General features: G+C 69.8%; 14 protein-coding genes. 5 read left to right on the top strand and 9 right to left on the bottom strand.

What is annotated here, in order from left to right:
* Nucleotides 1–29 precede the first annotated feature (29 nt).
* Nucleotides 30–791 carry an alpha/beta hydrolase gene (locus PGH47_RS26625; RefSeq protein WP_271665509.1) on the top strand — a complete coding sequence of 254 codons (762 nt, stop codon included), beginning with the start codon at nucleotides 30–32 and terminating at the stop codon, nucleotides 789–791.
* Between the two features lie 58 nt (nucleotides 792–849).
* Here PGH47_RS26625 and PGH47_RS26620 read toward each other — a convergent pair whose 3' ends face one another.
* A complete protein-coding gene (locus PGH47_RS26620; protein WP_271665508.1) occupies nucleotides 850–2,073 on the bottom strand; it encodes an RNA-guided endonuclease InsQ/TnpB family protein in 1,224 nt (407 codons plus the stop codon).
* Nucleotides 2,074–2,098: 25 nt separating this feature from the next.
* Between PGH47_RS26620 and tnpA the strand changes: the two genes are divergently transcribed.
* Nucleotides 2,099–2,515 (top strand): IS200/IS605 family transposase, encoded by a 417-nt coding sequence (gene tnpA / locus PGH47_RS26615; RefSeq protein ID WP_271665507.1) that lies wholly within the window; start codon nucleotides 2,099–2,101, stop codon nucleotides 2,513–2,515.
* Between the two features lie 133 nt (nucleotides 2,516–2,648).
* On the opposite strand, the gene PGH47_RS26610 is transcribed toward tnpA, so the two are convergent.
* Nucleotides 2,649–3,602 (bottom strand): LysR family transcriptional regulator, encoded by a 954-nt coding sequence (locus PGH47_RS26610; RefSeq protein ID WP_126899733.1) that lies wholly within the window; start codon nucleotides 3,600–3,602, stop codon nucleotides 2,649–2,651.
* A 63-nt stretch (nucleotides 3,603–3,665) separates the two neighbouring features.
* Between PGH47_RS26610 and PGH47_RS26605 the strand changes: the two genes are divergently transcribed.
* Together PGH47_RS26605 and PGH47_RS26600 are read left to right on the top strand one after the other, a co-directional pair.
* Nucleotides 3,666–4,934, top strand: a complete 1,269-nt coding sequence (locus PGH47_RS26605) for an MFS transporter (RefSeq protein ID WP_271665506.1) — start codon at nucleotides 3,666–3,668, stop codon at nucleotides 4,932–4,934.
* Between the two features lie 173 nt (nucleotides 4,935–5,107).
* A complete protein-coding gene (locus PGH47_RS26600; RefSeq protein ID WP_271665505.1) occupies nucleotides 5,108–6,127 on the top strand; it encodes a sigma-70 family RNA polymerase sigma factor in 1,020 nt (339 codons plus the stop codon).
* On the opposite strand, the gene PGH47_RS26595 is transcribed toward PGH47_RS26600, so the two are convergent.
* Nucleotides 6,011–6,397: an STAS domain-containing protein gene (locus tag PGH47_RS26595; RefSeq protein WP_271665504.1), complete on the bottom strand. Its 387-nt coding sequence runs from the start codon at nucleotides 6,395–6,397 to the stop codon at nucleotides 6,011–6,013. The two genes, PGH47_RS26600 and PGH47_RS26595, sit on opposite strands and share 117 nt — an antisense overlap.
* Before the next feature lie 185 nt (nucleotides 6,398–6,582).
* Between PGH47_RS26595 and PGH47_RS26590 the strand changes: the two genes are divergently transcribed.
* On the top strand, nucleotides 6,583–7,503 hold the full coding sequence (locus PGH47_RS26590; protein ID WP_271665503.1) for an AEC family transporter: 921 nt from the start codon (nucleotides 6,583–6,585) through the stop codon (nucleotides 7,501–7,503).
* A 6-nt stretch (nucleotides 7,504–7,509) separates the two neighbouring features.
* Here the strand turns inward: PGH47_RS26590 and PGH47_RS26585 are convergent, their stop codons facing one another.
* The 6 genes from PGH47_RS26585 to PGH47_RS26560 all read right to left on the bottom strand — a co-directional run bounded on the left by PGH47_RS26585 (nucleotide 7,510) and on the right by PGH47_RS26560 (nucleotide 13,944).
* Complete coding sequence (locus tag PGH47_RS26585) at nucleotides 7,510–8,103, bottom strand: Uma2 family endonuclease (RefSeq protein WP_271665502.1); 594 nt, start codon at nucleotides 8,101–8,103, stop codon at nucleotides 7,510–7,512.
* A 95-nt stretch (nucleotides 8,104–8,198) separates the two neighbouring features.
* Entirely contained in the window at nucleotides 8,199–9,476 is a 1,278-nt protein-coding gene (locus PGH47_RS26580; RefSeq protein WP_271668160.1) for a thymidine phosphorylase, read from the bottom strand.
* Between the two features lie 91 nt (nucleotides 9,477–9,567).
* Nucleotides 9,568–9,975 (bottom strand): cytidine deaminase, encoded by a 408-nt coding sequence (locus tag PGH47_RS26575; RefSeq protein WP_030967094.1) that lies wholly within the window; start codon nucleotides 9,973–9,975, stop codon nucleotides 9,568–9,570.
* The gene (locus PGH47_RS26570) at nucleotides 9,972–11,249 is read right to left on the bottom strand and encodes an ABC transporter permease (RefSeq protein ID WP_125525040.1); all 1,278 of its coding nucleotides are present in this window, start codon (nucleotides 11,247–11,249) and stop codon (nucleotides 9,972–9,974) included. Before PGH47_RS26570 ends, PGH47_RS26575 begins: the two co-directional genes overlap by 4 nt.
* Nucleotides 11,246–12,367, bottom strand: coding sequence for an ABC transporter permease (locus PGH47_RS26565; protein ID WP_271665501.1), 1,122 nt, complete (start codon nucleotides 12,365–12,367; stop codon nucleotides 11,246–11,248). The genes PGH47_RS26570 and PGH47_RS26565 overlap by 4 nt, the downstream gene beginning before the upstream one ends.
* Nucleotides 12,367–13,944, bottom strand: a complete 1,578-nt coding sequence (locus PGH47_RS26560) for an ABC transporter ATP-binding protein (protein WP_271665500.1) — start codon at nucleotides 13,942–13,944, stop codon at nucleotides 12,367–12,369. The genes PGH47_RS26565 and PGH47_RS26560 overlap by 1 nt, the downstream gene beginning before the upstream one ends.
* Between the last annotated feature and the right edge of the window lie 141 nt (nucleotides 13,945–14,085).

The raw sequence follows: 14,085 nt of genomic DNA, 5'->3' as shown, positions 1-14,085 counted from the left end.
TACACCCGTGCTTCTGACACTGTTCTGTCATGGCACAGCAAGCGACGCCGGTGCGCAGGGTCCGGCTGGGCAAGGCGATCGGGCCGGAACCGACGGCGGTGAGCGGGGTCGTACTCCTGCTTCCCGGGGGTGACGAGGTCTCACATCGCAAGCCGGCGCCATTGTTGGCGACCTCCTACGTGCGGACGCTGGGGCGCCGGCTGACGCGGGCGGGGCGGGACGACGGCCTGGCCACGCATGTCGTGCGCTACCGCTACCGCGGCTGGAACGGCAGCGCCGCGAACCTCGCGAGCGACGCGCTGTGGGCGGCCGACGAGGCCGTACGGCGCTACGGCGACGTCCCCGTGTGCATGGTCGGGGTCGACATGGGCGCCCGGGCCGCGCTGCACGCGGGTGGCCACGAGGCCGTCAACTCGGTGCTGGCGATCGCCCCTTGGCTGCCGGAGGAGGACATGGCGGCGGCACCCGAACCGGTGAAACAGCTCGCGGGGCGGCGAGTGCTGTTCGTGCACGGCACGAACGACGAGCGGACCGACCCCGAGCTGTCGTTCCGGCTGGCGGAGCGGGCGAAGAAGGCGAACCGGGACGTGTGCCGGTTCGAAGTGCACTCCGACCGGCACGCGTTGCATCAGCACCGGGACGAAGTCCTGGCGCTGGCACAGGACTTCGTGATGGGCGTGCTGTTCGGCAGGGCGTTCTCACGGCCGGTGGCCGACGCGTTCGCGGCTCCGCCGCCGCTGGGGCTGCGGATGCCGTTGGCCTCCGGGTTCGGGAAGTCATTGCGGCGTTGACATGCTCCTTGCCCTGAAGGGCGAGGATTCTGGCCTTCTCTGACTGGTGGCTGTGCCGCTACGCGGCACGGTTTCCGGCCGGGAATCCGTGGCTTCCTGTTTCTTCGCGCTGTGCCGGGATCGCTTCTGGTCTTGCCGGCGCTCCGCAGGCCGATACCGCCAGTCCGGCGGCCGTCTTGATATTGATCGCTGCGTTGGTGTCCCGGTCGTGGACGGTGCCGCAGGCGCTGCAGGTCCATTCCCTCACGTTGAGGGGTTTGGGTCCGTCTTTGGTGCCGCAGGTGGAGCAGGTCTGGCTGGTGGGCTCGAACCGGCCGATGGCGACCAGGGTGCGGCCGTACCGTTCGGCCTTGTACTTCAGCATGGTCACGAACGACGCCCAGCCCGCGTCATGGACGGACTTGGCCAGCCTGGTGCGCGCCAGTCCCGCCACCGACAGGTCCTCCACGGCGATCCCTTGGTTCTCGGAGATCAGCTTCGTGGAGAGCTGGTGGTGGAACTCACGGCGCGCGTCGGCGACTTTCGCGTGGGCGCGGGCGGCCTTCGCACGCGCCTTCTCGCGGTTCTTCGATCCCTTCTGCTTGCGGGACAGTTCCTTTTGGGCCTTCTTCAGCTTCTTCTCCGCCCGGCGCAGGAAGCGCGGGGAGTCGATCTTCGTGCCGTCGGAGAGAACGGCGAAGTGGGTCAGGCCGAGGTCGATGCCGATGGTGCGGCCGGTCCGCGGCATCCGCGCCTGGTCGGCGGCGGGGTCGGTGTCGATGACGAAGGACGCGAAGAATCTTCCGGCCGCGTCCTTGACGACGGTCACGGATGACGGTGTGACGGGCAGGGCGCGGGACCATTTCACCTTCACTGCGCCGATCTTCGGCAGGTTCAGACGGCCGCTGCCGGTGATGGTCCAGCGGGCGTTGGCGGTGAACCGGATCGACTGCCGGGTGTCCTTGCGGGACTTGAACCGGGGCGCGCCCAGTTTCGGGCCCTTGCGGGTGCCTCTCAGGGAGGCGAAGAAGTTCTTGTAGGCGGCCTCGGCGTCGCGCAGAGACTGCTGGAGCACCACCGCGGAGACCTCGCCCAGCCAGGACCGCTCCTCGGTCTGCTTCGCCTGCGTGATCAGCTTCTTCGACAGGTCACCGGCCGTCGGGAACGGCTGCTCGGCCTTGCGGGCGTCTTCACGGGCGCGGACCGCGTCGTTGAACACGACACGGGCGCACCCGAACGCCTTCGCCAACGCAGTCTGCTGACCGGTGTCCGGGTACAGGCGGAAGCTGTACCTGAGCTGCATGTCAGCCACGATAGATACTTGGGTTATGGGTGAGATGCATAAGATCAGAACTGGTCGGCACTGTACCTTCGCGATGCATGTCCACTTGGTTTTCGTGACCAAGTTCCGGCACAAGGTGTTCACCGACGCCCACCTGAGGCGCATGGAGGAGATCATGCGGTCGGTGTGTGCGGACTTCGACTGCGAGCTGGTGGAGTTCAACGGCGAGGGCGATCACGTCCACCTGCTGGTGAACTTCCCGCCCAAGGTCGCCGTGACCAAGCTGGTCAACTCCCTCAAGGGCGTCTCGTCCCGCCGCCTGCGTCAGGAGTTTCCCGACCTGGTGCGCCATTACTGGCGGGCCAACAAACTCTGGTCCGGGTCCTACTTCGCCGGAACCGTCGGTGGCGCCCCGCTGTCCGTGGTCAGGCAGTACATCGAGCAGCAGAACCCGCCGGTGTGAGCACCGCCCGGCTCCGCCGGACCAGTCTCGGTGACGCTCCGCGTCACACCGGCAGATTCGCTTCACCCCGGCCTGAAGGCCGGAGCACTGCGAATAGATCCCGGTAGCGGTGTTGACGTGAGGGCAGTGGACCTCACGTGGGCAGCAAGTTGCCCCTCCTGGACAGCAGGAACTTCTTGAACGCCGCCACCGGCGGGGTGTCCGGCCGGTCGGCCAGCCAGGCGACGCCGATCTCACGGGCTGCCCTCGGGGCCGTGACCGTCAGTTCCACCACTCCGGGGCGGGGTACGGCCGGCGGGGGAAGGAGCGCGACCCCCAGGCCCGCCGCGACCAGGCCCCGCAGGGTCTCCGCCTCCTCCCCCTCGAAGGCGATGCGCGGCTTGAAGCCCGCCTCCTGGCACAGGTCGTCGGTGATCCGGCGCATGCCGTAACCGGGTTCCAGCGTCACGAACGTCTCGTCGGCGGCCTCCGCCAGCCGGACGCGCTTGCGCGAGGCGAGGCGGTGGTCGGCGGGCACGACGAGCCGCAGCTTCTGTTCGTCCAGGCGGCGGGCCACCAGGTCGGGGGCGTCCGGCACCGGGGACGTCAGGCACAGGTCGAGCTCGCCGGACCGCAGCCGCTCGATCATCGCCTCGCCGTAGTTCTGCACGAGGCTGAAGCGGATGCGGGGGTGGTCGGCGCGGAAGGCGTGGATCAGCCCGGGTACGGTCTCGGCGCCCATGGTGTGCAGGAACCCGAAGGCGACCTTGCCGGTGGCCGGGTCGGCGTCGGCGCGGACCTCCTCGGCGGCGCGCCCGATCTCGGCGAGGGCGCGTTCCACGGAGGCGAGGAAGGTGCGGCCGGCCGGGGTCAGCGAGACCGTGCGGCCGTGGCGGGCGAACAGGTCGACGCCCAGGTCCTGTTCGAGGCGGACCATGGCGCGCGAGAGCGTGGACTGCGGGACCCGCATCTCCTGCGCGGCGCGGGTGACGTGCTCGGTGCGGGCGACGCCGGCGAAGTGGGCCAGGCGTGGCGCCAGCAACATCGTCATGTCTTCTGTGTCACTGGATGGTGACAGGCGAGCTCGTGACCTCTGCTGATGCTCCATGGGAACGATTATGGCGAATCCATGCATTGGACGGATGAGCGGAGCCGTACGTAACTTCGAGGCATGTCTCCCGCCAGTACCGGGGCGTCCATCACCGTGGACGCCACACCCGCAGTCCCTGTCGTCGACTCCCGAATGGCCCCGGGCGGCCCCGGCTACCGCCGGATGAGCTTCGCCCTCTTCCTCGCCGGTGTCGCGACCTTCGCTCTGCTGTACTCCACCCAGGCCCTGCTCCCGCTGATCTCGGGCGACTTCGGGGTGGCGGCGAGCGAGGCGAGCTGGACGGTGGCGGCCGCGACCGGCGGTCTGGCGCTCTTCGTCCTTCCCATGAGCGCGCTGTCGGAGCGGTTCGGACGCCGTACGGTCATGACGGGGTCGCTGGCGGTCGCGGTGACCGTCGGGCTCGTGGTGCCCTTCGCGCCGAACCTGACGGCCCTGGTCGTGCTGCGGGCGGTCCAGGGCGCCGCGCTGGCGGGTCTGCCGGCGTCGGCGACGGCGTATCTGGCCGAGGAGGTCCGGCCGCGGGCGCTGATCACGGCGATCGGCCTGTTCGTCGCGGGCAACAGCGTCGGCGGGATGAGCGGCCGGGTGATCACGGGCTGGGTCGCGCAGGAATGGGGCTGGCGGGTCGCCGTCGGGGTGATCGGCGTGATCGCGGTGGCCTGCGCGGTGGCGTTCCGTCTGCTGCTTCCGGCCCCGCGCCACTTCAAGGCGGGCTCGCTGCGCCCGCGCGTCCTGGCCCGCACGGTCCGCGACCACCTCGCGAACCCGCTGCTGCGGCGCCTCTACGCGATCGGCGCGCTGTTCATGACGGTGTTCGGCGGTGTGTACACGGTGATCGGCTACCGCCTGACGGAGGCGCCGTTCTCGCTGCCCCAGGGCATCATCGGCTCGATCTTCCTGGTGTACCTGGTCGGCACGGTGTCGGCGTCGACGGCCGGCCGGCTGGTGGGCCGCCTCGGCCGCCGGGGCGCGCTGTACGCGGCGGGCGGCACCACGGCGGCGGGTCTGCTCCTCTCCCTGGCGGACTCGCTCCCCCTGGTCCTGCTCGGCCTGGTCCTGATCACCGGCGGTTTCTTCGCGGGCCACGCGGTGGCGTCCTCGGCGGTCAGCAAGACGGCCACGGCGGGCCGCGCCCAGGCCGCCGCGCTGTACCAGTCGGCCTACTACGTCGGCTCCAGCGCGGGCAGCACCATCGGCGCGATCGCCTTCCACGCGGGCGGCTGGACCGGCACGGTCGGGGTCGGCCTGCTGGCGGTGCTCGGCGTCGTGACGATCACCGTCCTAGGAACGCGTGCGGCTCGGGCCCAGCAGCGGCTCGCGACGGCTTGAGTCGCACGTCCTCTTTCCCCCCGACCGGGGTCGGCCGGTCGGGGGGAACGGCTTTTGTACGCCTCTCACCTGGGTGTTCGTCCGCTCCGGGGGCCGTTGTCAGTGGGCTGCGGTAGCTTCCAAGTACTGGGCGCAAAGGCGCGACACAGCACGGCCACAGGGGTGGGTGGACGATGAGCGACGGCACGGCGACAAAGACGACGGACCTCGATGTCAGGCTGGAGAAACACCGCGTCGAACTGACCGGGTACTGCTACCGCATGCTCGGCTCGTCCTTCGAGGCCGAGGACGCGGTGCAGGACACGATGGTCCGGGCCTGGCGGAGCTACGACAGGTTCGAGGGGCGTTCCAGTCTCCGCTCATGGCTGTACCGCATCGCGACGAACGTCTGCCTGGACATGCTGACCGCCGGCAACAAGCGGGCCCGCCCGATGGACCTGACGGAGTCGACGCCGCTGGCCCAGGCGGCGCTCTCGCCCCGCCCCGACAACACCTGGCTGGAGCCGATGCCGGACAGCCGTGTGCTGCCGTCGACCGAGGACCCCGCGGAGGCGGCGGTCGCCAAGGAGTCGGTGCGGCTCGCCTTCATGGCCGCCCTCCAGCAGCTGCCGCCCAAGCAGCGTGCCGTGCTCATCCTGCGCGAGGTGCTGGCCTGGCGGGCCACCGAGGTCGCCGAGCTGCTCGGCACCACGGTCGCGTCGGTCAACAGCGCCCTGCAGCGGGCCCGCGCGACCCTCGCCGAGCAGCAGCAGCCGGGCGCCGAGGCCACCGTCTCCGACCCGCTGGACGACGAGCAGCAAAAGCTCCTGGACCGCTATGTGGCGGCCTTCGAGGGCTATGACATGACGGCGCTGACGGCCCTGCTGCACGAGGACGCCATCATGACGATGCCGCCGTTCGACCTGTGGCTGACGGGCCACGACGACATCGCCGGCTTCATGACGACGCTGGGTTCCGCCTGCGAGGGCTCACGACTGGTGCCGGTCCAGGTGAACGGACTGCCGGGCTTCGCCCAGTACAAGCCGGACCCCGAGGCGGGCGGCTACACACCCTGGGCGGTGCAGGTCCTGGAGATCTCAGACGGCCGGCTCACCGGGTTCCACTTCTTCCTCGACACCAAGCGCTGGTTCCCGCTCTTCGGTCTGCCCGTCCACCTCGAAGCGGAGACCGACCAGGTCGAGGAGGGCGTGTAGGGCGGGATCGGGGTCGCGCAGCCTGATCCGCCCCCCGGCCCGCCGCGCGGCGAGCTGGAGCCGCGCCAGCAGATCCACGACGCCCAGGCCCGGCGGTCCCAGCCCGCCCACGTCGCACACCACGACTCTCGCCCCGCCGGCCTCCAGCCGGGCCCGTACGTCGTCGCACAGCCCCGCCACCTCGTCCCGGGTGACGGGGCCGGCCAGCACGAGTACCGCGGGTGTCATGGCGTCCACGTGCGGTAGACCGGGCGGCAAGCGATAACTCATCGGGCCTGAGTGCCCTCACTGCCCGCGTCCGATGCCCGCTGCCCGGGTTCCGTGCGTCGCGGGGGTGTCCGCCGACCGAGATCACATTGACCCCGTCCCCTCCTTGCCTGGAGGGTTTGCTGTATGCCCCACCTATCGTCGCGCCCCCGAATACCCTGCGGCCCGCATCGCGCCAAGGAGGTTCCGTGCAGGGGGTGTTGACGGGATTCGCGGTGATCGCGGTCGTCATCGCGGTGGGCTATGCGATCGGCCGGCGCGGTTACCTCGGCGACCAGGGCCGAGAGGTCCTCACCAAGCTGGCCTTCCATGTGGCGTCCCCGGCCCTGCTGTTCACCACTCTCGCGCAGACCGACCTCTCGGTGATCTTCTCCAGCCGCCTGCTGGTGACGGCACTGAGCACGGCCGCGGCGGCCGGGGTCTTCGTCGCGGTCGGTGTCGTACGGAACTGGGGAGTGGGCCGTACGACGATCGGCGCGCTGTGCTCCAGCTACGTCAACTCCGGCAACCTCGGCATCCCGATCGCCGTGTACGTCCTCGGTGACGCCTCGCTCGTGGCGCCGGTGCTGCTGTTCCAGCTCGTCGGTGTCACGCCCGTCGCCCTGACGATCCTGGACCTGTCCGGCAAGGGCGAGAAGGGCCCGCTGTGGCGCCGTGTGCTGACGCCGCTGCGCAACCCGATCGCGGTCGGCTCACTGGCCGGCGTCGCGGTGTCGGCGACGGGACTGCGGATCCCGGCGCCCGTCCTGGACCCCCTGACCCTGATCGGCGGCATGTCGGTCCCGGCGGTCCTGCTGGCGTTCGGCATCTCCCTGTGCGGCAGCACGATGCCCGGCCGGGGTCCCGACCGCCATCCGGTGTTCCTCTCGGTCGCCCTCAAGTCGGTCGGCCAGCCCGCGGCGGCCTGGGCACTGGCGGCGGGTGTCTTCGGCCTGCGGGGAGCTCCGCTGCTGGACGTGGTGGTGACGTCGGCGCTCCCGGCGGCGCAGAACCTGTACACGTACGCGTCAAGTTACGGGGTGGGTGAGCGGTTGGCCCGGGACTCGATCCTGCTGTCGACGGTGTTGTCGGTGCCGGTGTTGGTGGTGGTGGCGGCGTTGCTGGGCTGACGTGCGTCAGCCAACAGGGAACTCACCGGTGTCGAGGCTTAGGTCGAAGGGTTCCGGCAACTCGATTTGATCACCGAACTTGCCGGCGCGGAGCACGCGGTATACCTCGCCTGTAGGTTCGCCGAACAGCGTGATCGTCGGTCCGCCCGGAGCCCAATTGTCGATAAGGAGGTAGAGCGGCACCCCCGCCTGCGCGTAACCAGCGGCCTTCTTGATCCGGTCGTTGCTCGCGTTGGACTTGGAGGTGATCTCCACGATGAGTTCGGCCGCAACTGCAGGAATGTAGTTCCCCCCCTCGGCACGGAGCACGGCCTTCGGCGCCACCGCGATGTCGGGGATGTAGAGCCCGTCGCGAGACGGAACCGCCGTTCCCAGGGTCTGGTAGATGCCCCATTGCCTGGGGATCACCTGATACAGCTCGCGCTGCACAAGGTCGGCAATGTCGTTGTGGGCGTTGGACGGCGGTGGTGCCACGGTGACGATCCCCTCGATGATCTCCACCTTGCAGCCCTCAGGCGCGTCCGTCTCCTCCCAGATCCGGACGAGGCCGTCCCACTCGTGGCCGCCGGCTGACGAGTGGTCGACGGTGAGTGCGCTCATGGCGGTCTCCAATCGGTGCGTCATCGATCCCAGCATGCCGAACGGGACCGGCGGAGGTCCACCGATCCCGTTCACCCGAAAGGGAAACCGCCTGGTCAGGCGATACGTTCCAGCACCACCGGCGAAGCCGTGAAGTCCGTCCCCGCGCCCGCGATGTCGTAGGAGCCCTCCACCGCCTGGAGCGCGTACTCGAAGCGTTCCGGGGTGTCGGTGTGGAGGGTCAGGAGGGGCTGGCCCTCGGTGACCGGGTCGCCGGGCTTGGCGTGCATCTCGATGCCGGCGCCCGCCTGCACCGGGTCCTCCTTGCGGGCACGCCCCGCGCCGAGGCGCCAGGCGGCGACGCCGATGTCGTAGGCGTCGAGGCGGGTCAGGACACCGGAGGACGGGGCCTTGACGACGTGCTGCTCGCGCGCGACCGGCAGTTCCGCGTCCGGGTCGCCGCCCTGCGCGGCGATCATGCGCCGCCAGACGTCCATCGCCGAGCCGTCGGCGAGGGCCTTCGCCGGGTCGGCGTCCTTCACTCCGGCCGCGTCCAGCATCTCGCGGGCCAGGGCGATCGTCAGCTCGACCACATCGGCCGGGCCACCGCCCGCCAGGACCTCGACCGACTCGCGGACCTCCAGCGCGTTACCGGCCGTGAGGCCGAGCGGGGTCGCCATGTCGGTCAGGAGCGCGACCGTCTTCACACCGTGGTCGGTGCCCAGGCCCACCATCGTGGACGCCAGCTCGCGCGCGTCCTCGATGGTCTTCATGAAGGCGCCCGTGCCGACCTTGACGTCCAGGACCAGCGAGCCGGTGCCCTCCGCGATCTTCTTCGACATGATCGAGGAGGCGATCAGGGGGATCGCCTCGACCGTGCCGGTGACGTCACGCAGGGCGTACAGCTTCTTGTCCGCGGGGGCCAGGCCGTCGCCCGCCGCGCAGATCACCGCGCCGGTCGTGTCGAGGACGTGCAGCATCTCCTCGTTCGACAGCAGCGCGCGCCAGCCGGGGATCGACTCCAGCTTGTCCAGGGTGCCGCCGGTGTGGCCGAGGCCCCGGCCCGACAGCTGCGGCACGGCCGCGCCGCAGGCGGCGACGAGCGGGGCCAGCGGCAGGGTGATCTTGTCGCCGACACCGCCCGTGGAGTGCTTGTCGGCCGTCGGGCGGGACAGGGACGAGAAGTCCATGCGCTCGCCGGAGGCGATCATCGCGGCCGTCCAGCGCGCAATCTCACGGCGGTTCATGCCGTTGAGCAGGATCGCCATGGCGAGCGCGGACATCTGCTCGTCGGCGACCTCCCCGCGGGTGTACGCGTCGATGACCCAGTCGATCTGCTCGTCGCTGAGCTCACCGCGGTCCCGCTTGGTGCGGATGACGGAGATGGCGTCCATGGCCATGGCTTTGCTTCCTTCCGAGGGGTCCAGAAGTCGTACGGCCCCTCCGAACCGGCCGCATGGGCGACTCGGAGGGGCCGTACGGGAATTACTTGCGCAGGTGGCCCGGGCCGAAGGCCTGGGGCAGCATCTCCGACAGCGGCAGGATGCCCGCCGGGGTCTCCAGCAGGAGCTCCGGGCCGCCGAACTCGAAGAGCAGCTGACGGCAGCGGCCGCACGGCACGAGGACGTCGCCCTTGCCGTCCACGCACGTGAAGTGCGTCAGCCTGCCGCCCCCTGTGTTCTGCAGCTCCGAGACCAGTCCGCACTCGGCGCACAGCGCGAGCCCGTACGAGGCGTTCTCGACGTTGCAGCCGGTGATCGTGCGGCCGTCGTCCACCAGAGCCGCCACACCGACCGGGAAGCCGGAGTACGGGGCGTACGCGCGCGACATGGCGTCCAGCGCCGCCGCGCGCAACTTGTCCCAGTCGACGTCGTGGGAGGCGGCCGGCGTCACTTGCCCTGGCCCTTCTTGTACGGCAGACCGTCCGCCTTCGGCATCCGCAGACGTTGCGCGGACAACGTGAGGACGATGAGCGTGACGACGTACGGCGTGGCGGAGACGACCTGGTTGGGCACCTCGTTGGTGGTGACGTACCAGGTGTACACCAGGGCACCGATGACCGCGGTGATCGTCGACGAGGCGTAGTTCTTGCGGATCACCAGCCAGATGGCGCCGATGATCAGCAGGAGGGCGCCGAGCAGCAGGAGGGCGTGGACGTTCTGGGAGCCGCCGCGCAGGTTGAGGCTGTCGGTGTAGCCGAACAGGCCGGCGCCCAGGGCGAGGCCGCCCGGCATCCAGTTGCCGAAGATCATCGCGGCGAGGCCGATGTAGCCGCGGCCGCTGACCTGGCCCTCCAGGTAGAAGGGGTTGGCCACGATGGAGAGGAAGACGCCACCGAGACCGGCCAGGCCGCCGGAGATGATCACGGCGATGTACTTGTACTTGTAGACGTTCACACCGAGGGACTCGGCCGCGATCGGGTTCTCGCCGCAGGAGCGCAGGCGCAGGCCGAAGGCGGTGCGCCACAGGATCCACCAGGTGCCGGGGATCAGAGCCACGGCGATCAGGGTCAGCCAGGAGACGTTGGTGACCAGGCCGCCGAGCAGGCCGGCGATGTCCGAGATGAAGAACCAGCCGTTGTTGTTCAGGTCCCGCAGGCCGTCGGACAGACCCGGCACGGTGAAGTGGCCGAGGGTGTCAACCGCCGGGGACTGCTTGGCGGAGCCGCCCGCGTGGCCCTCGAAGGCGAGGGGCGCGAGGTAGCGGGTGATGCCGAGCGCGAGGATGTTGATCGCCACACCGGAGACGATGTGGTTGACGCGGAAGGTGACGGTGGCGATGGCGTGCAGGATGCCGCCGATGCAGCCGCCGAGGATGCCGACGACGACACCGGTCCACGGGCCCCACTGGAAGCCGGCCCAGGCGCCGAACCAGGTGCCGAGGATCATCATGCCCTCGAGGCCGATGTTGACGACGCCGGCCCGCTCGGCCCACAGACCGCCGAGACCGGCGAGTCCGATCGGCACGGCGAGCTGGAGCGCGGTGGACATCTGGCTGACGTTGGTGATGCCGTCGGCGCCGGTGATGATGCGGACGATCGAGGTCAGCGCCAGGGCTCCGGCGATGACCAGCAGCAGGACCTGCCACGACAGGCGGCGGCCGGTCGGCGCCGCGGGCTGCAGCGTGGGCTGGTTGACGTCGACCGCTGAGGTCTGCGGGGTGGTCATCGGCCGGCCACCTCCTTCTTGTTGTTGTCGGCGCCGAGGACGTGACCGGCTGCCAGTTCCGCGCCGACGCGGCGCTGCTGGCGGCGCAGGCCCCATTCGCGTACGGCCTCGTAGGAGACGACGACCGAGAGCACGATCAGGCCCTGCATGATGACCGCGATCTCCTTGTCGTAGCCGTGGAAGTCCAGCTCGGGCGATGCCTTGTCGAGCCAGGCCCACAGCAGGGCGGCGAACGCGATGCCGACGGGGCTGTTACGGCCGAGCAGGGCGATGCCGATGCCGAGGAAGCCGATGCCGGTGGGGAAGTTGAGGCTGTAGGTGTGGGTGTCGCCGAGCAGGATCGGCAGACCGGCCATGCCCGCGATGCCGCCGGAGAGCAGCATGGCGGTGAGCACCATCCGCTTGGGGTCGACGCCGCTGGCCGCGGCGGCGGTCTCGGAGGCGCCGGAGGCACGCAGGTCGAAGCCGAAGCGGGTGCGGTTGAGGACGACCCAGTAGGCGATGCCGAGCAGCACGGCGAGGAAGACCAGGCCGTAGATCTCTCCGGCGTCGCCCATGCCGATGCCGGAGACCCAGCCGGACTCGTGCATCTCGCCGGTGGTGTTGTTGTTGCCGACCTTGACGCCGAAGACGTTCGGCAGCCACAGGTAGGCGATGACGGAGGTGGCGATCGCGTTCAGCATGATCGTCGCGACGACCTCGCTGACGCCGCGGGTGACCTTGAGGATGCCGGCGATGCCGGACCAAAACGCGCCGGTGCAGACGGCGGTGAGGATCAGCAGCGGGACCTGGAGGACGGCCGGCAGGTTCGCGTGGGCGCCGACGACGGCGGCCATCATGGCGGCGAGCTGGTACTGGCCGTCGACACCGATGTTGAACAGGTTCATCCGGAAGCCGATGGCCACCGCGAGGGCCGCGATGTAGTACAGCGAGGCCTGATTGATGATCAGCACCTGGATGTCGGAGAAGCCGAGCTGCTCGAACATCAGGGCGTACGGCTCGATCGGGCTCTTGCCCGAGGCGAGCAGCACGATCGCGGTGAGCACGAAGGCCACGGCGAGCGCGATGACCGGTCCGGCCACCGCGAGGAGCACGCGCTCCTTGTCGAACTTCTTCATCAGCGGGCCTCGTCTTCGCCGGACTCGGGGGACTTGCGCAGGTCGGGAGTCTCGGGGGTCGTGTCGTCGTGCTCCAGGTGCCCGGTCGCGGCACCCGTCATCGCCGAGCCCAGTTCCTCCGGCGTGACGGTGGCCGGGTCGGCGTCCGCGACCAGCTTGCCGTTGTAGATCACGCGAAGGGTGTCGGACAGACCGATCAGCTCGTCCAGGTCGGCGGAGATCAGCAGCACGGCCAGGCCCTCGCGGCGGGCCTCACGGATGTGGTCCCAGATCGCGGCCTGCGCGCCGACGTCCACACCGCGGGTGGGGTGCGCGGCGATCAGGAAGCGCGGGGTGTGGCTCATCTCGCGGCCGACGATCAGCTTCTGCTGGTTGCCGCCGGACAGGGAGGCGGCGGTGACGTCGATGCCGGGCGTGCGGACGTCGTACGCCTCGACGATGCGGCGGGTGTCCTCCTGCGCGGCCTTCGGGTCCAGCCATACGCCCTTGGCGAGCGGCTTCTCGGTGACGTGGCCGAGGATGCGGTTCTCCCAGAGGGGGGCCTCCAGGAGCAGACCGTGCCGGTGGCGGTCCTCGGGGATGTAGCCGATGCCCTGCTGGCGGCGCTTGCGGGTGGACCAGCCGGTGATCTCCTCTTCGATGAGGGTGATCGTGCCGGAGTCGGCGCCCTTGAGGCCGATGAGGGCGTCGACCAGTTCGGTCTGGCCGTTGCCCTCGACACCGGCGATGCCCAGGACCTCGCCCGCGTGGATGGTGAAGGTGATGTCGTCCAGCAGGGCCTTGCCGCCGGCTGCCTCCAGGCGCAGCTTGTCGACGGTGATGACCGGGCGGTCGGTGACCGTGGACTCGGCGGTCTCCGGCGTCGGCAGCTCGCTGCCGACCATCATCTCGGCGAGCTGACGGGGCGTCGTCTCGGCGGGGACGGCGGTGCCGACCGTGGTGCCGCGGCGGATGACGGTGATCTCGTCGGCGACGGAGAGCACCTCGCCCAGCTTGTGGGAGATGAAGATGACGGACAGGCCCTCGGCCTTGAGCTCGCGCAGGTTGTCGAAGAGCGCGTCGACCTCCTGCGGCACCAGGACGGCCGTCGGCTCGTCGAGGATGAGCGTGGTGGCGCCGCGGTAGAGGACCTTGAGGATCTCCACGCGCTGGCGGGCGGCGACGCCGAGCTCTTCGACCAGGCGGTCGGGCTCCACGCCGAGGCCGTAGCGCTCGGAGATCTCCTTGATCTTGCGGCGGGCCTTGGCGCCGATGCCGTGGAGCTTCTCGCTGCCGAGGACGACGTTCTCGAGGACGGTGAGGTTGTCCGCGAGCATGAAGTGCTGGTGGACCATGCCGATGCCGCGGACGATGGCGTCGGCCGGCGACGAGAAGGTGACCTGCCGGCCGTCGATCGCGATGGTGCCCTCGTCCGGCTTCTGCATGCCGTAGAGGATCTTCATCAGCGTCGACTTGCCGGCGCCGTTCTCGCCGACGAGGGCGTGGACGGTGCCCTTGCGGACGGTGAGGTGGATGTCGTGGTTGGCCACGACGCCGGGGAAACGCTTGGTGATCCCGGCGAGCTCGACGGCGGTCACCGATTCGTTGACCGCCGCGCCGGCCGGAGGGCTGCTGGACGCGTTGATAACGCACTCTCCTGGAGACGGGGGTCGTCTACGCGCGTAGCGCCCCTATGGCCTGAAAGGGGTCGACGCACCGCGAACAACGGGGTACGGGGA

It is taken from the genome of Streptomyces sp. HUAS 31 (assembly GCF_028198125.1).
GTDB lineage: Bacteria > Actinomycetota > Actinomycetes > Streptomycetales > Streptomycetaceae > Streptomyces > Streptomyces chartreusis.
The sequence above is the reverse complement of the archived record's forward strand: the minus strand, read 5'-3'. Positions and strand labels throughout refer to the sequence as shown.